General features: G+C 54.2%; 21 protein-coding genes. 15 read left to right on the top strand and 6 right to left on the bottom strand.

Annotation, left to right across the window (positions count from 1 at the left end):
- Nucleotides 1-53 precede the first annotated feature (53 nt).
- Nucleotides 54-1163 carry an ABC transporter ATP-binding protein gene (locus AC6I8X_RS28325; RefSeq protein ID WP_299456393.1) on the bottom strand — a complete coding sequence of 370 codons (1110 nt, stop codon included), beginning with the start codon at nt 1161-1163 and terminating at the stop codon, nt 54-56.
- A 351-nt stretch (nt 1164-1514) separates the two neighbouring features.
- Between AC6I8X_RS28325 and AC6I8X_RS28320 the strand changes: the two genes are divergently transcribed.
- From AC6I8X_RS28320 to AC6I8X_RS28295, 6 genes are all read left to right on the top strand, one after another.
- Nucleotides 1515-2750: an extracellular solute-binding protein gene (locus AC6I8X_RS28320; protein WP_299456391.1), complete on the top strand. Its 1236-nt coding sequence runs from the start codon at nt 1515-1517 to the stop codon at nt 2748-2750.
- 56 nt (nt 2751-2806) lie between these two features.
- Complete coding sequence (locus AC6I8X_RS28315; protein ID WP_299456389.1) at nt 2807-4114, top strand: carbohydrate ABC transporter permease; 1308 nt, start codon at nt 2807-2809, stop codon at nt 4112-4114.
- Nucleotides 4115-4124: 10 nt separating this feature from the next.
- Nucleotides 4125-4976, top strand: a complete 852-nt coding sequence (locus tag AC6I8X_RS28310) for a sugar ABC transporter permease (RefSeq protein ID WP_299456387.1) — start codon at nt 4125-4127, stop codon at nt 4974-4976.
- A 4-nt stretch (nt 4977-4980) separates the two neighbouring features.
- Nucleotides 4981-6180 (top strand): glycoside hydrolase family 53 protein, encoded by a 1200-nt coding sequence (locus tag AC6I8X_RS28305; RefSeq protein WP_299456385.1) that lies wholly within the window; start codon nt 4981-4983, stop codon nt 6178-6180.
- 31 nt (nt 6181-6211) lie between these two features.
- Entirely contained in the window at nt 6212-8269 is a 2058-nt protein-coding gene (locus tag AC6I8X_RS28300) for a beta-galactosidase (RefSeq protein ID WP_497842009.1), read from the top strand.
- Between the two features lie 67 nt (nt 8270-8336).
- Entirely contained in the window at nt 8337-8657 is a 321-nt protein-coding gene (locus AC6I8X_RS28295) for a PTS sugar transporter subunit IIB (RefSeq protein ID WP_299456381.1), read from the top strand.
- A gap of 180 nt (nt 8658-8837) precedes the next feature.
- Here AC6I8X_RS28295 and AC6I8X_RS28290 read toward each other — a convergent pair whose 3' ends face one another.
- A complete protein-coding gene (locus AC6I8X_RS28290) occupies nt 8838-10103 on the bottom strand; it encodes a maltoporin (protein WP_299456379.1) in 1266 nt (421 codons plus the stop codon).
- A gap of 267 nt (nt 10104-10370) precedes the next feature.
- Here AC6I8X_RS28290 and AC6I8X_RS28285 point away from each other — a divergent pair, with 267 nt between their 5' ends.
- Complete coding sequence (locus tag AC6I8X_RS28285; protein WP_299456377.1) at nt 10371-11444, top strand: LacI family DNA-binding transcriptional regulator; 1074 nt, start codon at nt 10371-10373, stop codon at nt 11442-11444.
- Between the two features lie 112 nt (nt 11445-11556).
- Here the strand turns inward: AC6I8X_RS28285 and AC6I8X_RS28280 are convergent, their stop codons facing one another.
- Together AC6I8X_RS28280 and AC6I8X_RS28275 are read right to left on the bottom strand one after the other, a co-directional pair.
- Entirely contained in the window at nt 11557-12468 is a 912-nt protein-coding gene (locus tag AC6I8X_RS28280; protein WP_497842008.1) for an Rpn family recombination-promoting nuclease/putative transposase, read from the bottom strand.
- Nucleotides 12469-12578: 110 nt separating this feature from the next.
- Nucleotides 12579-13349: a GntR family transcriptional regulator gene (locus AC6I8X_RS28275; RefSeq protein ID WP_299456375.1), complete on the bottom strand. Its 771-nt coding sequence runs from the start codon at nt 13347-13349 to the stop codon at nt 12579-12581.
- 79 nt (nt 13350-13428) lie between these two features.
- On the opposite strand from AC6I8X_RS28275, the gene AC6I8X_RS28270 reads away from it, so the two are divergent.
- From AC6I8X_RS28270 to AC6I8X_RS28240, 7 genes are read left to right on the top strand one after another with little or no spacing between them, the layout of a single operon-like run.
- Nucleotides 13429-14712 carry a M20 family metallopeptidase gene (locus tag AC6I8X_RS28270; RefSeq protein ID WP_497842007.1) on the top strand — a complete coding sequence of 428 codons (1284 nt, stop codon included), beginning with the start codon at nt 13429-13431 and terminating at the stop codon, nt 14710-14712.
- Nucleotides 14713-14730: 18 nt separating this feature from the next.
- A complete protein-coding gene (locus tag AC6I8X_RS28265; protein WP_497842006.1) occupies nt 14731-16329 on the top strand; it encodes an ABC transporter substrate-binding protein in 1599 nt (532 codons plus the stop codon).
- A 9-nt stretch (nt 16330-16338) separates the two neighbouring features.
- Complete coding sequence (locus AC6I8X_RS28260) at nt 16339-17286, top strand: ABC transporter permease (protein WP_299456370.1); 948 nt, start codon at nt 16339-16341, stop codon at nt 17284-17286.
- Nucleotides 17279-18106 (top strand): ABC transporter permease, encoded by an 828-nt coding sequence (locus AC6I8X_RS28255; RefSeq protein WP_084878719.1) that lies wholly within the window; start codon nt 17279-17281, stop codon nt 18104-18106. Before AC6I8X_RS28260 ends, AC6I8X_RS28255 begins: the two co-directional genes overlap by 8 nt.
- A complete protein-coding gene (locus AC6I8X_RS28250; RefSeq protein WP_313681712.1) occupies nt 18106-19746 on the top strand; it encodes a dipeptide ABC transporter ATP-binding protein in 1641 nt (546 codons plus the stop codon). The genes AC6I8X_RS28255 and AC6I8X_RS28250 overlap by 1 nt, the downstream gene beginning before the upstream one ends.
- An 11-nt stretch (nt 19747-19757) precedes the next feature.
- The gene (locus AC6I8X_RS28245) at nt 19758-20981 is read left to right on the top strand and encodes a M20 family metallopeptidase (RefSeq protein ID WP_497842005.1); all 1224 of its coding nucleotides are present in this window, start codon (nt 19758-19760) and stop codon (nt 20979-20981) included.
- 2 nt (nt 20982-20983) lie between these two features.
- The gene (locus tag AC6I8X_RS28240) at nt 20984-22096 is read left to right on the top strand and encodes a M24 family metallopeptidase (protein ID WP_497842004.1); all 1113 of its coding nucleotides are present in this window, start codon (nt 20984-20986) and stop codon (nt 22094-22096) included.
- A 2-nt stretch (nt 22097-22098) separates the two neighbouring features.
- On the opposite strand, the gene AC6I8X_RS28235 is transcribed toward AC6I8X_RS28240, so the two are convergent.
- A complete protein-coding gene (locus AC6I8X_RS28235; RefSeq protein WP_497842003.1) occupies nt 22099-23508 on the bottom strand; it encodes a hypothetical protein in 1410 nt (469 codons plus the stop codon).
- 12 nt (nt 23509-23520) lie between these two features.
- Complete coding sequence (locus tag AC6I8X_RS28230; protein WP_497842002.1) at nt 23521-25176, bottom strand: hypothetical protein; 1656 nt, start codon at nt 25174-25176, stop codon at nt 23521-23523.
- 223 nt (nt 25177-25399) lie between these two features.
- Between AC6I8X_RS28230 and AC6I8X_RS28225 the strand changes: the two genes are divergently transcribed.
- Entirely contained in the window at nt 25400-25813 is a 414-nt protein-coding gene (locus AC6I8X_RS28225; RefSeq protein ID WP_299456361.1) for a DoxX family protein, read from the top strand.
- Nucleotides 25814-25957 lie beyond the last annotated feature (144 nt).

The following is a 25957-nucleotide window of genomic DNA, read 5'->3' as shown; positions in this document are numbered from 1 at the left end:
CTGACCGCGTGCAGACGCTCAGCCGCTCTTTCCTGCGGACATCAGGTTCTTGTTTACGCATCATTTGGCAGGGTGATTTCTGAACTGACACGCTGCTCCTGATCGTCAAAAATCATGCAGTTCTGGCTATCAAAAGCGAGCGTGATTTTTTGCCACGGGCGAAAACGTACATCGCCAGGCAGCAGGATTTTGATGTTGTCGTGACCATAGCACTGGCCGAACAGCGAGGTATTGTTGCCGAGTCGCTCCACGACTTCACACTGGAACGCCAGTTGCGTACCGCGCGTGGCATCCGTAGAGAGATGTTCCGGGCGGATCCCCAGTGTGACTGCTACACCAGGCTCAAGGCGCGACGTGTTGATGGCCAGCGTTAACTGTTGCCCCTGTGCCAGCATCACCGTCAGCTCGCCCGGCTGCCACGCTTTCACTGTCGCAGGCAGGAAATTCATTTTCGGCGAACCGATAAACCCGGCGACAAACCTGTTTTTCGGGTTGTAATAGAGTTCCATCGGCGAACCCATCTGCTCGACATTGCCGTCGTTCATCACCACGATTTTATCGGCTAGCGTCATCGCTTCCACCTGGTCGTGGGTGACATACACCATGGTGGTTTTCAGTTCCTGGTGCAGACGGGCGATATGCAGGCGCATCTCGACGCGCAGCTCGGCATCGAGGTTGGAGAGGGGCTCATCAAACATAAAAACGCGCGGGTTACGCACAATCGCGCGACCAATTGCCACGCGCTGGCGCTGACCGCCGGAGAGCTGTTTCGGTTTTCTGTCCAGCAGATGGCTAAGCTGTAACGTCCTGGCGACCATATCTACCTGACGACGGATCTCCTCCTTAGGGACTTTGTTCACCTTCAGTCCGTAGCCTATATTTTCCGCCACGGTCATATGTGGATAGAGCGCGTAAGACTGGAACACCATCGAAACGCCGCGATGGGCAGGCGAGATATCATTCATCACCTCGTCGCCAATCAGTACTTCCCCTTCGCTCACTTCTTCCAGACCAGCAATCATACGCAACATGGTCGATTTTCCGCAGCCGGACGGGCCGACAAACACCGCAAACTCGCCATCTTCAATCGACAGATTCACATTGTGCAGCGTCACCGTATCGCCAAACCGCTTGGTGACATTCCTCAGTCGTATATTGGACATCAACGTTCCCCGAAATTAGTAACCGTTATGTACTGCGATCAGCGTGCTGCCGAGTGTTTTGTTTTACGTATAACAATCAGGTGGCAAGGCTGCTCAACCGCGAAAATTCATGCTCAGACTATAACTTCCAGTCTTTTCATGCCCTATATCGATTTTCCATTTCTGTTGCATATGTCACACAACTGACAGTTAATTCTCGTTTTATTCACCGCTCAAGCGTAGCGTATAACAAATTCAATAAGACGCATTAATGCGTTTCAGGTCCGGTAATATCTGATGTTCTTTGCACTGCCTCATCAGACGTTACACCATAAAAACCACTAAAATGTTATACCTTGACATGGGGTGATAATGAAAAAGAGAACACTTACCGCACTGATCCTCTCTGCACTGGCTGCTGGCCAGCTTATTAGCCTGTCGGCGCATGCGGCAACAAAGCAGCTTAACGTCTGGGAAGACATCAAAAAGTCCGTCGGTATTCAGGATGCCGTCAAAGATTTTGAGAAAAAGTACGACGTTAAAGTGAACATGCAGGAGATGCCCTACGCACAGCAACTGGAAAAATTACGCCTTGATGGTCCGGCAGGGATCGGTCCGGATGTGCTGGTTATCCCCAATGACCAGTTGGGTGGTGCGGTGGTGCAGGGGCTGCTGACCCCCCTGAAGCTGGACAAAGAACAGGTTGACGCGTTTACACCAGCCTCCATCAACGCTTTTCGTCTGGATAACACGCTGTATGGCGTGCCGAAAGCGGTAGAAACGCTGGTGCTGATTTACAACAAAGATCTGATCGACAAGCCGCTGCAAAGCCTGCCGGAGTGGCTTGACTACTCGAAAACACAGCGTGAGCAGAACAAATACGGTCTGTTGGCCAAATTTGACCAAATCTACTACAGCTGGGGCGCTATCGGTCCCATGGGCGGCTACCTGTTCGGCAAAAACGACAAAGGTGGCTATAACCCGCAGGATATCGGCCTGAATAAACCGGGCGCGGTCGAAGCGGTCACTTTCCTGAAAAAATTCTACAGCGAAGGGGTCTTTCCGTCGGGGATCCTCGGTGATAACGGGCTGAATGCCATCGATTCACTGTTTACCGAGAAAAAAGCCGCAGCGGTGATTAACGGCCCGTGGGCTTTCCAGCCGTATGAAGCCGCCGGTATTAACTACGGCGTGGTGCCGTTGCCAAACCTGCCAGATGGCAAGCCGATGAGTTCCTTCCTCGGTGTGAAAGGCTATGTCGTCTCCACCTGGAGTAAAGACAAGCAACTGGCGCAGCAATTTATCGAATTTATCAACCAGCCGCAGTACGTGAAAACGCGCTATATCGCCACCCGCGAAATCCCGGCACAGAAAGCGATGATTGACGATCCGGTAATCAAAAACGACGAGAAAGCCAGTGCGGTAGCGGTGCAGGCAGCGCGTGCAACCGCGATGCCAGGCATACCGGAGATGGGTGAAGTCTGGGGACCGGCAAATGCGGCGCTGGAGTTAAGCCTGACCGGTAAGCAGGAACCGCAGGCCGCGCTCGATGCCGCCACCCAACAGATCCATATGCAAGTTGAAGCCATGCAGGCCAGCAACCAGTAACCGCTTGTTGTAGCAAAACGGGAGGGCAACCTCCCGTTGTCGAAAAGGAGTCGTACGTGATTATCAGTCCCAGCGAGAATTTTGCCAAAACGCAAAGTGCAGGTCGTCATGCGTGGTGCGGGCTGCTGCTGGCCATTGTGCCGGGCTTTGGTCAGTTCTATCACCGTCAGTGGCTAAAAGGCCTTCTCTTCCTTGTATTGCTGAGCAGTTTCACCGGCATTTTCTATGATTTTCTGCGCGAAGGGCTTTGGGGGTTATATACCCTGGGCGAAGAGGTGCCGCGTGATAACTCAATCTTTTTGCTGGCGGAAGGCATCATCAGCGTACTGATCATCGCATTTGGCGTGATGGTCTGGTACCTGTCGCTGCGCGATGCGTGGATCAACGGCAAAAAGCGCGACGAGGGTAAGCCGCTCAACAGCGTGCGCAAGCAATATCAGATGCTGCTCAGCGACGGGTTTCCCTATCTGATGATCACGCCCGGCTTCATTCTGCTGGTGTTTGTGGTGATTTTCCCGATCCTGTTCGGTTTCGCCATCGCGTTCACCAATTACAACCTCTACCACACGCCGCCCGCAAAGCTGGTGGACTGGGTGGGATTAAAGAATTTCGTCAATATCTTTACCCTTTCGATCTGGCGTTCAACATTCCTTGAGGTGTTGCAGTGGACGGTGGTCTGGACGCTGCTGGCAACCACCTTGCAATGCACGGTTGGCGTACTGCTGGCGATTCTGGTGAACCAGAAAGATCTGCCCTTTAAACCGCTGGTGCGCACCATTTTTATTTTGCCGTGGGCGGTGCCGGGCTTTGTCACCATTTTGGTCTTTGCCGGGATGTTTAACGACTCGTTCGGCGTGATTAACAACGCCATTCTTGCTTTCTTCGGCATTGCGCCGAAAGCGTGGCTCACCGATCCCTTCTGGACGAAAACTGCGCTGATCATGATGCAAACCTGGCTCGGTTTTCCGTTTGTCTTTGCCATGACCACCGGCGTGTTGCAGGCCATTCCTGATGATCTGTATGAGGCGGCGAAGATGGACGGTGCTAATACCTGGACCCGGCTGCGTACGATTACGCTGCCGCTGGTGCTCTACTCAATTGCGCCGATCATTATCACCCAGTACACCTTCAACTTTAATAATTTCAACATCATCTACCTGTTTAACAACGGCGGCCCGGCGGTGGCGGGTGCAAACGCGGGTGGTACCGATATCCTGGTGTCGTGGATCTACAAGTTGACGATGTCCTCGTCGCAATACGCGATTGCCGCGACCATCACCATTTTGCTGTCGATCTTTGTCGTTGGCCTGGCGCTGTGGCAGTTCCGTGCCACGAAATCCTTTAAAAACGATGACATGGCATAAGGGAAGAAAAATGGCTAAATCACAAAGTATCCGCCGCGAAAAGTGGATCCGCCTGACCCTCTCCTGGCTGGTTATCGTGCTGGTATCGCTGATCATTATCTACCCGTTGGTGTGGACGGTCGGTGCCTCACTGAATGCCGGTAACAGTCTGCTCAGCACGTCAATCATCCCAGAGAACCTCTCATTCCAACACTATGCCGATCTGTTTAACGGCCAGGTGAACTACCTGACCTGGTACTGGAATTCGATGAAGATCAGCCTGTTGACGATGGTACTGACCTTAATCAGCGTCAGCTTTACCGCGTATGCCTTTTCGCGCTTCCGTTTCAGGGGACGCCAAAATGGCCTGATGCTGTTTTTGCTGTTGCAGATGATCCCGCAGTTCTCTGCGCTGATCGCCATCTTCGTGCTGTCGCAATTACTGGGGTTGATCAACAGCCATATGGCGCTGGTGCTGATCTACGTTGCCGGGATGATCCCGATGAATACCTATCTGATGAAAGGCTATCTCGACGCCATTCCTCGCGATCTGGATGAATCTGCACGCATGGATGGTGCCAGCAACTTCCGCATCTTTATTGAGATCATCATGCCGTTGTCGAAGCCGATTTTGGCGGTGGTCGCGCTGTTCTCCTTTACCGGGCCGCTGGGGGATTTCATCCTCTCAAGCACCATTTTACGTACCCCGGACAAATATACGTTGCCGATTGGTCTGTACAACCTGGTCGCGCAAAAAATGGGTGCCAGTTACACCACTTATGCGGCGGGTGCAGTGTTGATCGCCGTACCGGTGGCCATTCTCTACCTTGCCTTACAAAAATATTTCGTCTCCGGCCTGACCTCCGGCAGTACCAAAGGATAACCACATGAAAAGATTTACACCCGCTCTGCTTGCTGTTTGTCTCTGTAGTTTGTCCGCCAGCACTTTTGCCGCCGACGCGTTAAAAACGCGCGCGTTCAGTGGCATGCCTGCTGACTTTATTAAAGGGGCAGATATCTCAACATTGCTGGATGCCGAAAAGCACGGGGCGAAGTTTTATAACGACACGAACCAGCCGCAAGATGCACTTGCCATCCTGAAAGCCAACGGCGTCAATTATGTGCGCCTGCGTTTGTGGGTTGATCCGAAAGACGCGCAAGGCCAGGCATACGGTGGTGGTGATAACGATCTGGCTACCACGCTCGCGCTGGCGAAACGCGCCAAAGCGCAGGGCATGAAGTTACTGCTCGATTTCCACTACAGTGATTTCTGGACCGACCCCGGCAAGCAATTCAAACCGAAAGCCTGGGAAAAAATGGATTACGCGCAGCTAAAAACCGCGATCCACGACTATACCCGCGACACCATCGCCCGCTTTAAACAGGAAGGCGTGCTGCCGGATATGGTGCAAATCGGTAATGAAATTAACTCCGGCATTTTGTGGCCAGAAGGTAAAAGCTGGGGGCAGGGCGGCGGTGAATTTGACCGGCTGGCCGGGCTGCTCAATGCAGCCATTGGCGGACTGAAGGAGAATCTGAAAAACGGCGAACAGGTGAAGATTATGCTGCACCTGGCCGAAGGCACTAAAAACGACACCTTCCGCTGGTGGTTTGATGAAATCACCAAACGCAACGTGCCGTTCGATGTGATTGGTTTGTCGATGTACACCTACTGGAACGGGCCAATCAGCGCGTTGCAGGCCAATATGGACGACATCAGCAAACGCTACAACAAAGATGTGATTGTGGTGGAAGCAGCTTATGGCTATACGCTGGCCAACTGCGATAACGCAGAAAACAGCTTCCAACAAAAAGAAGAGAAAGCGGGCGGTTATCCTGGCACCGTACAGGGGCAATATGACTATATCCACGATTTAATGCAGTCGGTCATTAATGTTCAGGACCATCGTGGTAAAGGTATTTTTTATTGGGAACCAACCTGGATTGCTATTCCTGGGAATACCTGGGCGACGCAGGCGGGAATGAAATATATTAACGATAAGTGGAAAGAAGGGAATGCGCGGGAAAACCAGGCGCTGTTTGATTGTCAGGGAAAAGTATTGCCCTCGGTAAAAGTCTTTAATTAACTCTGGTGTTGTAAATTTCAGGATGTTTAATATGAATAAATTTGCGCCTTTAAGCCCGAAGGTTGTCTCGCTATTGCATGGCGCGGACTATAACCCTGAACAATGGGAAAGTTATCCCGACATTATTGATAACGATATTGCCATGATGAAACAGGCAAAATGCAATGTCATGTCGGTCGGGATATTCAGCTGGTCAAAGCTGGAACCTCGTGAAGGTGAATTTAATTTCGCCTGGCTGGATTCAGTGATTGAGAGGTTATATGCGGCGGGAATTCATATTTTTCTCGCCACGCCGAGCGGTGCACGGCCTGCCTGGATGTCGCAGAAATATCCGGAAGTACTGCGCGTTGGGCGCGATCGCGTCTCTGCGCTGCACGGTGGTCGGCATAACCACTGCATGACATCGCCGGTATACCGGGAAAAAACACTGAAAATCAATACGCTGCTGGCTGAGCGCTATGCGCAGCATCCGGCGGTGATCGGCTGGCATATTTCCAACGAGTACGGCGGTGAATGCCACTGCGATTTGTGTCAGCAAAAATTCCGTGACTGGCTGAAAGTCCGTTACCAGACGCTGGACAGCCTCAACCACGCCTGGTGGAGCGATTTCTGGAGCCACACTTACACCGACTGGTCGCAAATTCAGTCGCCGTCGCCGCAGGGGGAAACGTCGGTCCACGGTCTGAATCTCGACTGGCGTCGCTTTAATACCGCGCAGGTTACCGATTTCTGCCGCCATGAAATCGCCCCATTGAAAGCAGCGAATGCACAGCTGCCGGTGACCACCAACTTTATGGAGTATTTCTACGATTACGACTACTGGCAGCTCGCGGCAGCGCTCGATTTTATCTCCTGGGACAGTTACCCGATGTGGCACCGGGACAAAGATGAAACGCAGCTCGCCTGCTACACCGCGATGTACCATGACATGATGCGCTCGCTGAAGGGGGGGAAGCCGTTTGTGTTGATGGAGTCAACGCCGAGCGTCACTAACTGGCAGCCAACCAGCAAGGTGAAAAAGCCGGGGATGCATATTTTGTCCTCGTTGCAAGCGGTAGCGCACGGTGCGGATTCGGTACAGTACTTCCAGTGGCGCAAAAGTCGTGGTTCGGTCGAGAAGTTCCACGGCGCTGTTATCGATCATGTTGGTCATCTCGATACGCGTGTCGGACGTGAAGTTTGTGCACTTGGCGATATGCTCGAAAAACTCACGCCGGTGATGGGTTGTCGTACCGATGCGCGTGTGGCGATCATCTTCGACCAGCAAAATCGCTGGGCGCTGGATGATGCCGAAGGTCCGCGCAATAAGGGGCTGGAGTACGAAAAAACCGTCAATGAACACTACCGCCCGTTCTGGGAAAAGGGCATCGCGGTGGATATTGTTGACGCCGATGTCGATCTGAGCCGCTATCAACTGGTGATCGCACCGATGCTGTATATGGTGCGCGATGGCTTTGCCGGGCGTGCCGAAGCGTTTGTCGCAGCGGGCGGTCATCTGGTCACGTCCTACTGGACCGGGGTGGTGAACGAGAGCGATCTTTGTTACCTCGGTGGGTTCCCTGGCCCGCTGCGTAAGTTGATTGGTGTCTGGGCCGAAGAGATCGACTGTCTGGACGATAATGAGCGCAATCTGGTGCAGGGGCTGGTGGGTAACGATGCTGGATTACAGGGACCGTATCAGGTACGTCATCTGTGTGAACTGATTCATGCTGAGAGCGCAAAACCGTTAGCTATCTATCGGGATGATTTTTACGCCGGTCGCCCGGCGGTGACGGTTAATCAGTTCGGCAAAGGTAAAGCGTGGCACGTTGCTTCACGCAACGACCTGGCATTCCAGCGTGATTTCTTTGCCAGCATTATTGACGAACTGGCGCTGCCGCGCGCCGTTGAGCAGGATTTAGCACCGGGGGTTGTGGCGACTGCCCGCACCGACGGTGAAAACACGTTTGTCTTTATCCAGAACTTTAGCGCCCAGCAACAGACGATTACCCTGCCGCAAGGCTACCAGGATTGTCTGTCGGCCGCGTCCGTTAGTGGTGCGCTGATGTTGACACCCTGGGATTGCCGTGTTGTGCGCCGTCAGGCGTAACATCGGACTTATGCGCCTGCCCATTCGGGCAGGCTTTTTTTTATCTGTCAAAAATCAGGAGTCGATAATGGTGAGTCTTAAATCCTTCCTGCACTACTTCACTGAACCGAAAAATACCGCGGCAGTACCCATTAGCGATGCTGAACTGCAATTGATTCAACGGCTGGCGCAGGCGTTTGGTGGCGCAGAGAATATTGAGAATGTGGATGCCTGCCTGACCCGTTTACGTGTGACGGTGAAAGACCTGTCTATTGTGGATTCACAGGTACTGCAAAATGAAGGGGCGCTGGGTGTGATTATTCTCGGCCAGCAGGTGCATGCAATATTTGGTAAACAGTCAGATGGGCTGCGTAAATTACTCGATGAACATTTCTCTCCACGTGAATAAATAAAAAAAGGGATACCCATTAGGGTATCCCAAAATAGACAACAGGAAAGCAATGGCAACATAAATTCTGTCAGATAATCATCCAACAGTTCCGGGAGATAAATGTCGAGGTACAATAAATTAAATTTTCGCCATCATTCTTGTTATCTCGCAGCGGTAGCGTGATATATTAGCAGTAGCTTACCACCAGGCTTCTACCTGTACGCCAAAGTTCCACGTATTATTTTTTGTCTCGTCTTCAAAGGGTTTACCATCTTCCGAATCATTTAAATACGACGCGAAAACACGTAATTCAGGGCGTGACATAAATTCCGGACCATCTGCCAATCCCACCGCGAAGGTGTATTTTTCACCGGCCTGTTTGTAGTGAGTGCCGTTTTTATAGTCGTCTTTCTGGTAGAAACCACCGACTTCGCCGATCAGGCGCACATAATTGGTGAGCTGATACTGCCCACGGCCCACCAGTGAAATCAGACGGGTTTTGTCGGTATATTCTGTAATGTCATTGGCAGAACCGTAGGTCAGCACATGGTTAATCGAGAACTTTTCGGTAATTGGAATCAACCCGGTGTTGATCACGCGGTACCCGCTGGCGTCGTTCACATAGTTCCACATGTCGTACCAGCCACCGCCCTGCGACACCATGTTCTGTGCCAGCCCTTTGTTAGCGTATTGCAACACCAGTTTGTTGTAGCCGCCAAACATGTCCTGGCTGATTTCGCTGGTCAGCATCACGCCGTTGTCTGCGTCGTATAATCCGCCGTACTCTTTCTGTTTATTGGTCGGATTTGGCATGGCGTAGTCAATGCCGAACTCGGTCCATGAACCTGACCACGGCTTCCAGCCCGCATAGCGAACGTCGATATAGTTGATGTTGACGTCATTGTCATTATCGACGCGGTAATCAACGTCATTGGCGTCACCACGGATCCAGGCCACCGAGACCGCGCCTGGCCCAAAAGTGTAGTTTTCAATCCCGGCGCCGGAACCTGAGATGTTCCAGTATTTCGTATCGATGATGTGCAGATCGTGGCGCTGGTAGTAACGTTTACCGCCCCAGATCACCGCATTGGGATCGTTGGGGATCAGCCCTTTGATTTGCAGGTTCAACTGGCGCAAACCGAACTGTGCGTCGTCACCAAGGGTGGTTTCATTGTCGTTAGAACCGTCGGAAACCATGCTGACCATGCTGTCGAGATAAAAACTCACCTCGTCTTTTTTATACACTTCTGAGCCCAGTTCCAGTTCACCGTAGGTATCGGATTCGTTACCCAGGCGCCCCAGCTTGTTTTTTTGCCACTCAACCTGACCACCATCGCCGGAGACACCTACACCACCGCGCAGGTAGCCGTGAAAGTCGATAGGTACAGAGGTTTCAGCCAGCAGTGAAGGTGAAGTCAGCGCAACGGCTAACGCAAGGGTTAGTGTGCGTAGCGTAGTGTTCATATTATTCCTCTTATTGTTTTGTATTACGTTCACATAAGCCATGTCATAAAATGCCTAAATGTAAAAACAGGCAAACTAACGATTGCGAATGTGTGATTAACTGCAAAGAAATCAGCAATATTTGTTACCACTGGCGAATTTCCTCACAATGTCAGGTATTGTGATCGTCATACTTATTCTGGGAGAATGAAGCGGAATAATGGGTGGTGAGCTTTTTTTCGGTAGCCCCTGTTACACTTGGCGCATAACAACATAAGGAACCGGACCATGAAGTCTAAAAGTGCAACGCTGGAAGACGTAGCCCGTCATGCGGGCGTCTCCTACCAGACCGTGTCCAGGGTACTCAACAAATCTGCCAATGTATCCGAAACCACGCGTTTAAAAGTGGAGAAATCCATAGAGTTATTGCGTTATGTGCCGAACCGGCTGGCGCAGCAGTTGGTGGGTAAGCAAAGCCAGACCATCGGTCTGGTGACGACATCTCTGGCGCTACATGCGCCTTCACAGGTGGCGGCGGCAGTGAAACGCTACGCCAGCCTTGAGGGTTACCAGGTGCTGATTTCCATGATTGATGAGAACGTCAATCAAGATATTCAATCCGCCATCAACGAACTGAAGTCGCAACTGGTGGAAAAAGTGATCATCAACGTGCCGCTGGAAACCGAAGAGGCGCAGCGTATCGCTTCTGACAACGATGGCATCGTCTGCTTGTTCCTTGATGTTGATCCCTACAGTTCCGTGTTTAACGTTTCGTTTAACCCGGCAGACGGGACCCGTGCCAGCGTCAAACATCTCTATGAACTGGGCCACCGGGAGATTGCGCTGCTGGCCGGGCCGGAATCGTCGGTGTCGGCAAATCTGCGGCTGAAAAGCTGGATCGACACGCTCAACAGTTATGGACTGAAACCGGTGACGGTCTTTCATGGCACCTGGGATGCGCAGAGCGGTTACGCTGGTGCGTTACAGATGTTACGTGAAACGCCGAATTTCTCCGCCGTTCTGGTGGGTAATGACCAGATGGCACTCGGCGTGTTGAGCGCATTCCATCAACACCAGATCGCTATTCCGGGCGAGAAATCGGTAGTGGGCTACGACGGCACCTATGAAAGTTCGTTCTTCCATCCGGCGCTGACCACCGTTTCGCTGGATCTTGATTTGCAGGGGAAAGAAGCAGTGCGCCGCCTGCTCGACAGCGGTCACGGCGATGCGGCGCGCAGTTCGTCAGTGTTACCGGCAAATCTTATCGTCCGTCACTCCACCGGAGGGGTGCAGGAACAGGGGATCAACCTGCAGGATATCGCCCAGCAATTGCAGGTCATTGCACATAAGTTGTGGAAATAAATGGCAGAGTTGTCTGCGGGACGGGGCCACTGAGGCGAGATGACACGCTTTAGTGGCTGAACTGGCGACTCATCACAAATGGCAGCGATTACTGCGGATGACACATCATGCGTTAGTTAGCTTGATGTTCGATTTCTTTGAGATCTTCTTCAGTTAATGTCGTCATTTTCATGACAGAGGCCCCGTCAAATCCCATTTCCAGCAGATTTCTGGCGACATCAAGACGAGCCAGGCGGTCACCCTCCGCAAGCCCTTCCTGACGACCAATCTTTTGCAGTTGTTGTGCGATTGTCATTAGTTCATCCTCATGTTGTGGCACTCGCCCGGCTAAGCTGTGAATAAATTTCCTGGCATCGGGTGTCTCACCAGCCTGCAAAATGTAGTTTACCAGTGCCCGTAATTGTTGTCTGGTCATAAATTCATCCATGATCAGGGTGCTCAGTTGGTCAATAAGGTCCGTTAAATCACGCTGGCGAATGTGTTTTTGCAGCAGGGTCAGCGCCGCCATGCTGCGATGCTGCATAATTTCCTCGTCGGGAATAACCGTAACATCCACCAACGGAAAATCAGCATTGTAAAGCTCCGCAGCCAGGTCAGACTCACTGAACAATCTCAGCCAGTTTAATGGATAAGGGTAGGGGCTGCGTTTTCCCTGGTAAAACAGGACGGGGATAACCAGCGGTAATTTTTTATGTCCGGCATCCAGATGTCGTTGCATGGCGGCGATGGCGTAACGCATAAGACGAAAAGCCATAAACTTATCGGGACTGCTTTGATGCTCAATCAATACGTGGATGTAGCCATCGCCACGACCAGTCCGGAGGGAATAAAGCACATCGCTATAGTAGGGCCTCAGATCATCCTCGACAAAGCTACCGGACTCAAGTTTAAGCGTGGTCAAATCACATATTTTCAACAGGGGTGGCGGCAAATGCAGCGACATAAAATCCCGTGCAGTTTGCGGATGTGAAAGGAAAGTCCTGAATACAGCATCATGAGGGGTTGAGGTGTTTTTTTTCTTCATTCGGTATCCTTCCGATAAAAGCGTTTGAGCAGAACGCCATGCTTTTATCGGAAATCACGCGACGATAAAACCAGCAACTTCCTTAAATCCCATGAGAGTCACAGGCATTCTCACCGGATTTCATTCACATACATAAAATGCTCGGTGTTAAAGCGATGATGTGCAAGGATCACCGGCACGGCGCTTTGGTCGTAAGACACCTCATCAATCACCATCACCGCATGGGGCATCGCGACCTCAAGCAGGTGGGCATCTTCCTCCGTTGCCAGGCTGGCGGTGATCTGTTCGCGCACCGCTGCCACGCGGATGTCATAGCGTTCAAATAAGTAGCGATACAGCAGGGCAGGGAACGCCTCCGGTCCGGGGAAATCAGGCAGGCGTGCGGCCGGCAAAATCAACGTCTCATGCATTGCAGCGCATCCATTAATCCGACGCAGGCGCTTCAGCCGGTAAACCTCATCTCCTGCGGCGATCTGTAACTTTCTGGCCTCGGTCTCATTTGCCACATCGCGCTGGTAATCCAGCAACGACGTCTGGGATTGCAACAATCCACCCTGTTTATCGTGCAGACGAAAATACTGGAAAAAGTGGCTCAGGTTATGGAGCGGCGCCCAGCCGGTCACTACCGTGCCGGTTTTACGTCGCCGCATCAGCATCCCTTCGCTGGTCAGTGCTGCCAGTGCCTTACGGATGGTACCGACCGAGACACCAAAGTCAGCTGCCAGGCTGTTTTCACTGGGTAAAACTGTACCCGGTATTAACTCGCCCTGCAGGATCGACTCACTGATATGGCGTTTCACCACTTCATACAGGGGAGCGCCTTCGCCATCACTCAGACGACCGAAACTGCGCACATCCTGTTCGTCATTCTTTTTTTGCATAGTTCGGATTTCCGGTTGACCGCCACGCGATATTTGCATTATCTATAAACTATATAGAAATACAAGATAAGCGGCAAAAATGACCAAACCGACACCACTACAGACGGCGTTAGCGGCCATCGCCAGTGACGATGCTTCCATGCTTGATGACCTGCAACGGATGCTGGCGGTAGATACCTGTTTCCCGCCAGGCAACGGCTATCCTGCGTTTGCCGACCTGATGACCCGGCTGCTGACGCCGCTAGACTTCCACTTTGAGCGTGTGACGGTACCGGAGTCGCTCTGGCAGGCCCCGGATGGTAGCGCGCAGGGTGAGCGGGTGAATCTGATCGCCTCCCTTGAGGCCGGGGCTGCGGAGAATTGCAATCTCTACTTCCACGTCGATACCGTTCCTGCCGGTGATGGCTGGCGCTTTCCGCCACTGGCCCTGACCGAAGCGGAGGGTAAATTGTTTGGCCGTGGTGCCGCTGATATGAAAGGTACCATTGTCGCGGCGCTGGCCGCGGTGCGGGCGGCACGCAGGGCCAATCTGCCGCTGCGCTTCAACCCGGTATTCCTGCTGTGCACCGACGAGGAAGGAGGGTTGTACCCTGGCATCCGCTATCTGGCGGAGCAGCAATGTTTTGCTGGTCACATGCTGAGTTTTAACGGCGGCGCGGTGCCGCGCATCTGGGCGGGATGTTTTGGCAGCGTTGATCTGAAAATCATCGTCACCGGCCGTTCTGCTCATTCAGGCGATCCGGTGGGTGGCATCAATGCGATTGAAACGGCGCTGCCGCTGATGAACGCGTTCAGCCAGCTGAAACAGCAGGTGGAAATTCGTGAATCTGCCATGCCATCCCCGCCGCATTTTGCCGGTAAACCGCTCACCTCACGCCTGACGCTGGCCGCTGCTCACGGTGGCAGCAAAGGCTCCACCATTCCGGAACGTTTTGAACTGCTGGTTAACCGTCGTTATGCCCCTGAAGAGGCGTTTGCTGACGTATGGCAGGAGCTGGTGGATTGCGTGGAACAGGCAATGGCGCAGTCTCCCGCACGCGACGTCAGCATCCAGCTGATTGGCCATCTGGCCCCGGTGTCTGACCCCGGTGGCCCGCACTGGCCGCGCTGGCAGGCGGCGCTGTGTCAGGGCTTTGGTTTTGAGGCAAATGATTTCGCCGCCTGGGGATCGTCAACCAGCTCCGATATGGGTTGGGTGCAGCAGGCCGGGATTCAGGAAATTTTGCTGGGTGGCCTGGCCCGCCCGGATAACCGCATTCACGCCGCCGATGAATACACAACGATGGCGGATTTAGTCGCACTTTCGCAGTCCATTCTGGCCTATCTGGCCGATGATTTTTTGCCACCCCAGGGTCCCCAATAAACCAGTGAGGAAGACAAGATGTGTGCAATGAAAGGGTTAAACCGCCGGCAGTTTCTCGCCAGTTCCACCGTCATGACCGGCGCGGCGCTGCTGCCCTGGTCCTTTTCCACGCAGGCGGCAGCGGTTGCCAGCAGCACGGCGAGCGGTACGCCGCGTAAGGGTGGGGTACTGCGTATCAGCGTCGATCAGGCCGTGACCATGCTGAATCCGCAGCAGGCGCGGGTTAATCCGGAATATCTGGTGGCCGAGCTGTTATACAGCGGCCTGACGCGTCTGACTCAGGACATGAAGGCCGAGGCCGATCTCGCCCAGTCCTGGCAGCCGAGTGCCGACCTGAAGCAATGGACCTTCACCCTGCGCCCAAACCTGCGTTTCAGCGATGGCACGCCCCTGACGTCCGCCGATGTGGTCGCCAGTTTACAGGCGATCCTCGACCCGAAAAATGCCTCGCCAGGGCAGCACAATATTGGTCCGATCAAAACCGTCAGCGCCAGCGATGCCAGCACGGTGGTGATTGAAACGGACGCACCCTATGCAGACTTGCCGGTGATGCTGGCTTACCCCGACGCCAAAATCATTCCGGCCAGCATTGCCAGTGGCGATCTGACCCGACTGAATAAAGAAGCCGTGGGTGCCGGTCCCTTTAAGCTGGTGTCGTACGATCCGGAACGAAAAATTGTGGTCGCCCGTAACCCGCATTATTACGACCCGCAGCGTCCTTACATCGATGGCGTTGAAGTTATGGTGTATCCGGATGGCATCGCCGAAAGTTCAGCGCTGATTGCCGGTGATACCGATCTGATGATGTCGGCCCAGGCGAGTGAATTTAGCCGCCTGTCAAAATCGGCGGGGATCCAGCCGCTGCGCGTGGCGTCCGGTCAGTTCCTTAATATCAACATGGGCTGCGATCAGAAACCTTTTAACGATCCGCGCGTACGTCAGGCGCTGGCATTGTGTGTGGATCGTCAGGCAACGGTGGATTTTGTCGCCAACAGCCTGGGGACCGCGGGCGAAGATAACCCGGTCAACAGCGCTTATCCTTACTATGCCCAGCTGGCGAAAAAGGCGGTGGATTACACTAAAGCCAAAGCGCTGCTGGCCGAGGCCGGTTACCCGAACGGGCTGGATTTGAAACTGATTGCCTCGGACAAGCCCTCCACCCGTACCCAGCTGGGGATCGCACTGCGCGAAATGGCGAAACCGGGCGGTTTCCGCATTGACGTGCAGACCATGGCGCACAGCACCTATCTCGACCAGGTGTGGAAGAAGGGCAATTTTTATGTCGGTTTCTACAATATGCAACCGACGCCGGATGCGGTGTTTTCTTTGCTCTACACCTCAACCGCTGCGTGGAACGAAACGCGCTGGAACAATGCCGACTTCGATGCGGCCGTCAGTGCCGCGCGCGAAACGGCGGATGCGGCGCAACGCACCAGTCTGTACGGCAAAGCGCAGCAGCTGATGTATGACGAAGTGCCGTCGCTGATCCCCACCTTCTTTGATCTGCTGGCTGCCAGCCGTGACTACGTCGGCGGTTACCATCTGCATCCGCGCGGCGCGGTGTTCCGGCTGGACCACGTCTGGCTGACGGACAAAGCACCGAAGCGTGCGGTGTAAGGAGCGCCCGTGACCGCAAGTTATCTGCTGAAACGCTTTCTCCTGATGATCTACACCCTGCTGGTGGTGTCGCTGCTGGTTTTTGGTATCACGCAGCTGCTCCCGGCTGATGCTGCCGTCACGTTGCTGGGGCAAAACGCGACGCCGGAGGCACTGGCGGCGGTCCGTGCCCGGCTCGGGCTGGATGCGCCGGCCTGGCTGCAATACTGGCACTGGCTGACTCACGCAGTGCACGGCGACTTTGGCGTCTCGATGCGCAACGGGCTGGCCGTCGGACCGACGTTGCTTACCGCGTTGTCGCGTTCCCTGCTGCTGGCGGTATGTGCGCTGGTGCTGATGTTAATCATCGCCATTCCGCTGGGTATCTGGGCGGCAGTGCGTCGCGGTAAAACCGCCGATGTGTTGGTCAGCGTGCTCTCCTATGTGGGCATCTCGTTCCCCGAGTTTGTCACCGCCACCCTGGTGTTGCTGCTGTTTGCCGATGTCTGGCAGGTGCTGCCCGCCACCGGTTATGTACCGCTCTCGGAGAATTTTATCAGTGGACTGCAGCATCTGATCCTGCCTTCGGTCACGGTGGCGTTAATCCTCGTGGCGCATGTGTCGCGGATGGTGCGTTCCGAAATGGTTGATGTGCTGCATACCGATTACATCCGCGCCGCCTGGCTGAAAGGGTTATCGCGTCGTCGCATTCTGTGGCGGCATGCATTGCGCAATGGCCTGCTGCCCACTATCACCATTGTGGCACTGGATGTGGGGTATCTGCTGGGGGGCATCGTGGTGGTGGAGGAGATCTTCGCCATTCCGGGGATTGGTCGTGAGCTGATTGTTGCGGTGCAGGCGCGTGATCTGCCAACCATTCAGGCCGGGGTGATGATCCTCGCCGCGACCTATTCGGTGGTGAACTTCCTCGCGGATGTTGCCTACGTCATGCTTGATAAACGGATTACCTATGCCTGATATCCTGAAACGCCTGATCCGTTCGCCACAGGGCGCGGCGGGATTACTGATTCTGCTGGTGGCATTGCTGATGGTGATTGGTGGGGCGCACGTCGCACCCTTTGATCCGGAAGCTATCTCCATCCTCAGCCGCTATAAACCACCGGGTGCAGAACATTGGTTCGGCACCGACCAGATGGGACGCGATATTTTCAGCCGTGTGCTGGTGGGGGCACGCGCCACCATTCTGCTTTCCTTGCTGGCGACCGCGCTGGCGATGGTGATCGGTGCCGTGCTGGGCACCGCCAGTGCCTACCTGGGCGGCAAAATTGATGAATTCACCATGCGTACCATGGACGCGGTGATGGCCATCCCCAGCCTGCTGTTTGCGCTGCTGATTGTCAGCACCCTCGGGCAAAGCAGCCTGAATGCGGTGCTGGCGATCACCATCGCCTTTGTGCCCGGCATGGTGCGTATCGCGCGCAGTGTGGCGCTGGCCGCACGTCAGCAGGACTATATCAATGCCGCTATCGCGCGTGGCGAAGCGGGGCACTACATCATTCTGCGCGAGATGCTGCCAAATATTCTTGCACCGATCATCGTCGAAGCCACCATCCGCGTGGCGTTCGCCATCATGCTATTCGCCACCCTGAGTTTTCTCGGTTTAGGCGCGCAACCCCCGGAGCCAGAGTGGGGGCTGATGGTGTCCGAAGCCCGTGATTACTTCTTTAATGCACCGTGGATGATGCTGATCCCGGGCCTGGCGATCGCGCTGGTCGCCATCGGTTTTAACCTGCTGGGCGATGGCCTGCGCGATGTACTCAATCCGAGGAACCATTAATGAACCCGCAGAACAACGCGCCGGTGCTGGCGGTGGATAATTACAGCCTCGATTATGCCCTGCAGGGGGGAGATACCCTGCCGGTACTGCGGGAGATCAGCTTCCAGGTGATGCCGGGTGAAGTGCTGGGGCTGGTGGGCGAGTCCGGTTCCGGTAAAACCACGCTGGGATGGGCGATTATGCGCTGGCTCGCCAGCAACGCGCTTGAACGTAACGGCGATATCCGTTTACAGGGGCAAAGCCTGCTCAGCCTGCCTGTGCCACAGCTGGCGGCGCTGCGCGGCGCAAAACTGGGCATGATTTTTCAGGATCCCAGCGCTTCGCTAAACCCGACGCTGACGCTGGGGGAACAGGTCACGGAAGTGCTGCGGCGTCATCGCGGTCTGTCGGCGCGTGAAGCGCAGGAGCTGGGGGAGTCGCTGCTCAGGGATGTGGAGCTGAAGCACCCGGTGCAGATGATGAAGCGTTACCCGCATCAGGTGTCTGGTGGTGAGAAACAGCGCATTCTGATCGCCACGGCGTTTGCCTGCCAGCCCGATTGCCTGATTTTTGATGAGCCAACCACGGCGCTGGATGTGATCAGCTCGGCGCAGATCCTCGATCTGTATGAACGCCTGCGCGAAGAGACCGGGGTGGCTTCTTTATATATCTCCCACGATCTGGCATTGGTGGCGAAAGTCGCCGACCGGGTTTGCGTGCTGGAGCGGGGCCGTATCATCGAAGAGGCTGACAGCCGCACCCTGTTCAGTGCGCCGCAACACGCGTACACCCGCAGGCTGATTGAGGCGGTTCCCAATCCGCAGCAGCGTCTGCTGCATGATGCGCCCGGCAGCCAGCCGCTGCTGTGCCTGAATGATCTCACCATCGATTATGGTCGTCATGGGCTGCTTGATCGTCTGCTGAAGCGGCAAGCCAATGTCACACGCGCCGCCAATGCAGTATCGCTGACCGTGCATCAGGGGGAGATCCTCGGCGTAGTCGGGGAATCGGGTTCGGGTAAGTCTTCACTGGCGCGCGCCATCAGTGGCCTGGTGCCGTTTCAGGGGGCAATCGACTTCTGCGGCTATGACATCTATGGTCGCGCACAGATGGATAAAGATTATCGCCGCCGGGTACAGATGATTTTTCAGCACCCGGATGCGTCGCTCAATCCACGCATGACGATTGGCGAGATCATTGCCCGCCCGCTGCGTTTATATGGACTACCGGAGGGGGAAACCGAGGCGCAGGCGGTGGCGCGCTTGCTGGAGGAAGTCCGCTTGCCAGCCGATTTTGCCTCGCGTTACCCGCACGCCTTATCCGGCGGCCAGAAGCAACGCGTTGCTATTGCGCGAGCCTTTGCCTGCCCGCCAGATCTGGTGATCTGCGATGAAATCACTGCGGCCCTCGATGTCTCGGTGCAGGCCACCATTATCGAACTGCTGCTGGAACTGCGCCGTCGCTATGGCACCGCTTACCTGTTTATTACCCACGATCTCAACCTGATCCGCCAGATAGCCCACCGCGTTGCGGTGATGTATCGCGGTGATGTGGTGGATGTGGTGCCGGGCGACGCCATGTTGCAGCAGGCACAGCATCCGTATACCCGTGCACTGCTTGAGGCGGTTCACGTTCCTGAATCCTCTAAATCTGTGGCCTGAAGAGACTCTGAATGAAACCTGAAGATTTGATCCATCATATTGATCGTGAATATTGCCTGAGTTTCCTGGCGAAAATGGTGCAGCACAAAAGTTATAGCGCTACAGACGGTGAACGTGAGTTAGCCCGTTATATGGCAGCGCAGATGAGCGAACTGGGGCTGGAGTCTGAACTGCAAAAAGTGCCAGGCGATCGCTTCAACGCTATTGGTCGTCTGCCCGGTAGCGGCGGGGGTCACAGCCTGCTGTTTAACGGTCACCTCGACACCAACCCGGTGACCGAAGGCTGGACCGTGGACCCCTGGGCAGGAAAAATTGACGAGCAGTTTATTTACGGCATCGGTGTTTCCAACATGAAAGCCGGGGATGCCGCCTATTTCTGCGCCCTGAAAACCCTGATTGATGCGGGTGTAAAGCTGAAAGGTGACGTGATCCTTACCTACGTGGTGGGCGAGTTGCAGGGCGGTATTGGTACCCTGGCAGCGATAGAGCAGGGAGTACGCGCCGATTACTTTATTAACGCTGAGCCGACCGATTTACAGGCGCTAACCATGCATGCCGGATCGCTGATGTTCACCATCGAACTGACCGGTGACACCCGTCATCTTTCCAAACGTGAAGAAGCGGTGGATGCCATTGCGGCGGCGGTGGATTTGATCCCTCAAATCAATAACATGACGTTCAGCGGTGCCAGAAGCGAAGAACATCTGAAGGTCAACCGGGGTCATATTGGCACGATGCATGGTGCACTGGGCCGCGAGCTGGAAGAGTGGCGACCGCCACAGGTGGCGGACTTTGTGCGGCTGAAAGGTTCTGCACGTTTTGCGCCGGGACAAACGGTGCAGGGGGTACTGGCCGACCTTCAGGCATTGCTGGATCAACTCTGCGCCCGCTATCCGGGACTGAAAGCTGAGCTGTATGACGATGGTGCGCGGGATAAACCGACCATGCTGCCGTTTGAAGTCTCGCCGGAATCCGCGATTGTCAAAGCCGTGAATCATGGCTGGCAGCGTGTGCGGGGTACACAGCAACCCACCGGCGTCATCACCCCACCGGCATTTTTTGGTACCGATGCCGCGCATTTTTATCAGCATGCCGGGATGGAAGGCATTGTCTGTGGCCCTGGCGGCAAGTACAACACCATGCCGGACGAACGCGTAGAGATCAGCGACTTCCTCGATATGGTGCGGATCTACCTGCTGGCGATCATCGAAATCTGCCAACCGGTTGAGGCCTGACCATGCGACAGAACGCATTGACCCGCCTGCGCGCCGCCATGCAGCAAGCTGACGCTGAAGTGATGCTGATTGACCACGGCGAAATGCTGGCGTGGCTGACCGGTTACACGGTATCGGAAACGCTGTATCGCGCCTGTCTGGTCCCGCTCTCCGGCGAACCCTGGATGGTGCTGCGGCAGCTGGATGAGGTGCCCTGTCGCACACAATCACCAGGGTTAGCAGTGGTCAGCTATCCTGACTGGGCCGACCCCTGGCAAACCGTGGCAGACAGCCTGACACAGCGCGGTTTTGCCACGGCCAAAGTCGGCGCTGATTTTTACTCCTATGGCATGACGGTGCACAGCTGGCAGCAGCTGTCCCGCCATTTGCCGGGTGTGGTGTGGCGGGATCTGACCGGTATCAGCGATCGGCTACGAAGTGTCAAAAGTGCCTCAGAGTTGAATACTCTGCGCCACGCCGCCGCCATTGCCGACTTTACTCTGCAGCAGATAGGCAGCGCAGTGACCGCTGGCTGGCGCGTGCGTGACGTTGCCGCGCTGGCGGCCCGTCATTTTCTTGAGCAGGGCGCGGATAGCGGGGAAACCGGACCGATTGTTATTGCCAGCGGTGACAGCGGTTTTCTGCATGCCAGCAGCCACGAGCAACGTCTGCAACGTGGCGATATTTTGCATGTGGAGCTGATCCCGAAAGTGAATCATTACAGCGCACGCGTGATGCGGCCGTTTGTGGTGGGGAAGGTCAGCGACGCACAGCAGGTGCTGGCGCAGCAATTACTGGCGATTCAGGACCGGCAAATCGCGGCGATGAAACCGGGGATGTTGGCAAATGAGGTGGATGCACTGGCGCGGGTGGCGTTGCTCAGCAGTGGATTACGCTCCGCCTTCACCAATGTCACCGGTTATACGCTGGGGCTGTACACCCGCACACCACGCCCGAGTGATTTCTCTGGCGCGTTTCATCCCGGGGCATGCTGGCAGCTGGAAGCCGATATGGTGTTCCATATGTACTTGTCTGCCCAGGGCATGGCGTTCAGTGAAACGGTGCGGGTGACGGCTGCGGGTGGAGAACGGCTGACCCGGGTGGCGCGTCAGCCCGGAGAACTGGCAGCCAGCTGATTTTATGGGGAGCCCGTGTTCGGATTGCCATAAGCGGCACTCAGGGCGTGGAAACTGATGTCCTCACCGATTTCCCACAGCAGCCGCAGCAGTCTGGCCGCCGTCATTCCCTTCGGACATCCCTGCTGGCGCAGCAATTGCAACTGCTGTTCCTGAGGCACATCCAGAATGGATAAGGGCGGCCAGACTCGCTGGATCCAGTTGAGTTCGTCTGTTAACAGGATTGATTTGTAGGCAGACAGGCACAATCCCCTTAACTCAGGATCTGCCGCAGGAAGACCCGCTATCTTCAGGGCGGACAACGCCTGGGCGGGTCTGATAGTGGAGTTTTTCAGGCTGAAAAGCAGCATGCCGAGTTGTTTCAGTTGTGTCATGTTGCCGACTGTGCAAACCATGCGCCAGTGAGTCTGCACCATCTCAACCAGATGAACGGAAAACTTCAGTGCATTGCGCACCAGAGATATGCTCATACTCGCTCCGGCATTAAACAGCAGACGCCAAAGTTCAGCCACGGCTATTTCTGGTGCGCACTCCTGGCATAGCAGACTTATCAACTTTTCCTGTTTTATCCCTTCGGTGACGTTGGCCCAGTTACGGTCAAACCATTGCTGTTGTTCCTGCGTCGGTTTTGCTTTAAAGGCCGACTGCGACAGCTTCACCAGTGGCAGGCTCACTCTCTCTCCCGCCAGCTCCAGCGCAACATAAAACTTCATTGCCGTCATCTCACGGTAATCGGGTTGACACTGTAGTGCTACCAGCAGGTCCATCTGGTTACTGTATTGCCAGCGGAGGTCTTCGAGGCTTTTCTTTAACCACTCCACCTCTTCTTCTTTGATATCAGTATGTAACGCGACGGAGGCCTGGCTCAATATGGTGACATCCGGGATATCATCTGTGCCAAGCAGAGCACGACGAAACTGTGCCGGGCGAAGTGCCAGATGACTCAATTCCCGTTGCAGACGCATGGCTAATGAATACTTGTCGATTTTATCGTTCTGACAATGCAGCTTTTCCCAGGTTGATTTGATCAGCGCCTGATGTTCTCTGGAAACATGAGACCTGAGGACCGTCAGCGCGCTTTCCACGGTGGGCAATCCCACGTTTATCTTACTTTGCAGAAACTGCCAGGCCCCCTTTGCGCTCAGCTGATGAACCTGTTTAGCGCTGAGCTTGAGTAACAGCTGCTCCACCTGATTAATATGACTGCCGGTGGCAGAAATCTCTTTCCAGTGTGTTTTATATTGCGTTTTCAGTGCGTGTAGCGCTGTGGTTCCTCGTTTCTGGCCGAAGTCATGATGACTTTGTTTAACGCTGGCGATGCTGGCTGTGAATTGACCCGGCCTGATGGTGGCCGGGTCTGCTGCTGGTGGGGTAGCGGTAAACGACGGTGATATTGTGGTTAAACTAAACATGAGAATTCCGTGTCAGAACCTCCTTTTCTTCAATGTCGCAAAGGGAGGCAGGGGGGCTTTGTTGTTCAGCACCGGTGCGATTTCCGGGGCCGGTAGCGCAGGAGGATTGGGGAGGAAGTAAGCGCCGGAAACGTCTTCATCAGTATCCATGGCGTCCGGCAACGCTTTGTTTCGGGCGGGCAATTGCCGGAAAAAGGCGCTATGTGTATCACCCCTGGACTGGAGTTTGATATTTTTCAACGCCGCCATGATCATACCGGGAGTGACATCCTCATCAATTTCCCACAGTAAGCGTAGCAGTTTTGACAGCGTTACATTCTCCGGGCATTGCTCATGTTTCAGTATGGCTTGAAGCTGCCTTAACTGCTCTCTTCGTTTGGCTTTCAGGTTGATTCCAGGCCGGAGACTCTTTATCCATGCCAGCTCGGCAGATGATATATCAGCATTGAGCGCCGCCTGGACGTACTCCAGCATGACATTGGTGATGGTATAGTGCGGATCGTTGAGAGCGTCCTGAATCAGCTGCGGAGAGAGCGTTGATCCTTCGGGGTCGCGTAAAAGTTTACCCAGCCGTTTTAACCGGCTCATTCTGGTTTGCGGGTCAATCTTATGCCACAGTTGCTTAACTGTCTGTTTTTGCTCTGATGTTGGCTGCACTCCGGTAGCAGCAATAAGCGATTTATAGGCGACAGAGTAACTGATACTCATCTTTGCATCATGGAAAAGACGCCACAACTGCGAGGTGGTTATCTCGGGGCGTCCTTGCCGTTTCAGCAGCATATCCACTTTCTTTCGCATGGATATTTTGCGAACAGCGAGAGCTGGCCAGTTTTTTTTGAACCATTCCTGCTGCTTAACGGTGTTCCGGGTCCTGAATAACGTTGTGGCTTGTGCCACTGTCTGGACCTTCACCGACAGGCCGGCAGTGACTAACGCACAATGCAATCTCCCCGAACCGCGTTCCTGATAATCTGGCTGTCGCTGGATATCAACCAGCCAGGCTATCACATTTTTCCCGGGAGGATTGTGCTTAAGCATTCTCCTGGCCCATGCCACTTCCTCAGGGCTGGCATTGGATTCTGAGGTCCAGATGGCCTGCTTCAGGGTGGTGATATCGACATTAATCGGGTTATCTGGCATTTCCAGCAAGGCGCGTCGAATCTGGTTCCGCGAAAGGTTCAGGCGCAACAACGGCCTCAGTCGTACAATCCTGTCAGGTTCATTTTTGTTCTGGTCCCAGAGCGTTTTAACCTTCAGGCGATCTTCGTGTGAAATAAAGGCATTGGCGGTCTTCAGCGCGTTCTCTACGGTGGTGGCGCTCACCGCTATTTTCTTATCCTTAAAAATATTATGTAAATCATTGGGTTTTATTCTCTTTATATCTTCGGGCTTAAACTGCCACAGCAGCATCTCAAGACGGCTGCCGAGACTGGCTTTGTCAGACACCTTTTGCCACCAGGTATCAAAATCGTTTCTGAGAGCGTTTAAGCAGGGATTTTCTGTGGGATCAGGTTTACTTTTTTTGTTACGCCGGGAAGAACTCAGATTCTGCGGATTTTGTTGCACGCTATGGATGTCTGAGGCCAGATGCCAGGTCCGGGCAGGGGCGGATGATGCTGTCTGGAGCAGGAGACGTAGCGGTGTTGAAGAAACGGAAGCTGTTTGCATAGGAATTCCCTTTCATGTTGTGGCGTTAAACAAAGATTACAGAGTGGTTATTGTCAACTAAACCGATAAACTTAAATGCAAAAATGTGAATTGTGCAATGGATTGGTTTACGAGTAATCTTGCTTTATCAAATGCAGCCCACGTTATAAAGCTTATTACCGGCGTCTGTTTTGTATCTAAACTAAAAACTGATTTTATTTTAATTTTTTCAAGGAAAACTGATATGCGTTACATTTCACTGGATAACTATCGTGACACCATCATTCTGATTGCGCGTGTTGCTCTGATGGTGCTGTTCATTATTTTTGGCTGGCAGAAACTGACCGCTTTCGGTTATACCGCTGGTTATATGCAAAGTCTGGGACTGCCGCTTCCTTCTGTCGCCGCAGCGGTAGCAGTGATTGCTGAGTTTGGTTTTGGTGTGCTGATTGCGCTGGGCTTTTTTACTCGTCCGCTGGCGCTGCTGATGGCCGTGTACACGCTGGTCACCTCCTTTATCGGTCACCCGTACTGGCACATGACGGGTATGGATCAGTATGCCAACATGATCAACTTCTATAAAAATATCAGCATTATTGGTGGTCTGCTGTTGCTGGCGCTGATCGGTCCGGGCCGCTTCTCACTCGATCGTCGATAAGCTACATTTATCCCGCATAAAAAGAACCATCACCCCAGGGTGATGGTTCTTTTGCTTTCTGTCAGGCGCAATCATTTGTTATCCGCGCGGAGGGTGGCAAAGGCAGGCAGCGGCTGGCTTGTACCTGCAGGGGGGAGGCCTCCA

The sequence above is a fragment of the Pantoea sp. X-Soil-TKNS-1280 genome (assembly GCF_059730475.1).
This window is presented reverse-complemented; position numbering and strand designations above follow the sequence as displayed.

Bases quoted from the DNA above. Each gene is read 5' to 3' on its own strand.
- AC6I8X_RS28325 (WP_299456393.1), bottom strand. From the start codon at position 1,163: ATGTCCAATATACGACTGAGGAATGTCACCAAGCGGTTTGGCGATACG.
- AC6I8X_RS28320 (WP_299456391.1), top strand. From the start codon at position 1,515: ATGAAAAAGAGAACACTTACCGCACTGATCCTCTCTGCACTGGCTGCT.
- AC6I8X_RS28310 (WP_299456387.1), top strand. From the start codon at position 4,125: ATGGCTAAATCACAAAGTATCCGCCGCGAAAAGTGGATCCGCCTGACC.
- AC6I8X_RS28305 (WP_299456385.1), top strand. From the start codon at position 4,981: ATGAAAAGATTTACACCCGCTCTGCTTGCTGTTTGTCTCTGTAGTTTG.
- AC6I8X_RS28300 (WP_497842009.1), top strand. From the start codon at position 6,212: ATGAATAAATTTGCGCCTTTAAGCCCGAAGGTTGTCTCGCTATTGCAT.
- AC6I8X_RS28295 (WP_299456381.1), top strand. From the start codon at position 8,337: ATGGTGAGTCTTAAATCCTTCCTGCACTACTTCACTGAACCGAAAAAT.
- AC6I8X_RS28290 (WP_299456379.1), bottom strand. From the start codon at position 10,103: ATGAACACTACGCTACGCACACTAACCCTTGCGTTAGCCGTTGCGCTG.
- AC6I8X_RS28285 (WP_299456377.1), top strand. From the start codon at position 10,371: ATGAAGTCTAAAAGTGCAACGCTGGAAGACGTAGCCCGTCATGCGGGC.
- AC6I8X_RS28280 (WP_497842008.1), bottom strand. From the start codon at position 12,468: ATGAAGAAAAAAAACACCTCAACCCCTCATGATGCTGTATTCAGGACT.
- AC6I8X_RS28275 (WP_299456375.1), bottom strand. From the start codon at position 13,349: ATGCAAAAAAAGAATGACGAACAGGATGTGCGCAGTTTCGGTCGTCTG.
- AC6I8X_RS28270 (WP_497842007.1), top strand. From the start codon at position 13,429: ATGACCAAACCGACACCACTACAGACGGCGTTAGCGGCCATCGCCAGT.
- AC6I8X_RS28265 (WP_497842006.1), top strand. From the start codon at position 14,731: ATGTGTGCAATGAAAGGGTTAAACCGCCGGCAGTTTCTCGCCAGTTCC.
- AC6I8X_RS28255 (WP_084878719.1), top strand. From the start codon at position 17,279: ATGCCTGATATCCTGAAACGCCTGATCCGTTCGCCACAGGGCGCGGCG.
- AC6I8X_RS28250 (WP_313681712.1), top strand. From the start codon at position 18,106: ATGAACCCGCAGAACAACGCGCCGGTGCTGGCGGTGGATAATTACAGC.
- AC6I8X_RS28245 (WP_497842005.1), top strand. From the start codon at position 19,758: ATGAAACCTGAAGATTTGATCCATCATATTGATCGTGAATATTGCCTG.
- AC6I8X_RS28240 (WP_497842004.1), top strand. From the start codon at position 20,984: ATGCGACAGAACGCATTGACCCGCCTGCGCGCCGCCATGCAGCAAGCT.
- AC6I8X_RS28235 (WP_497842003.1), bottom strand. From the start codon at position 23,508: ATGTTTAGTTTAACCACAATATCACCGTCGTTTACCGCTACCCCACCA.
- AC6I8X_RS28230 (WP_497842002.1), bottom strand. From the start codon at position 25,176: ATGCAAACAGCTTCCGTTTCTTCAACACCGCTACGTCTCCTGCTCCAG.
- AC6I8X_RS28225 (WP_299456361.1), top strand. From the start codon at position 25,400: ATGCGTTACATTTCACTGGATAACTATCGTGACACCATCATTCTGATT.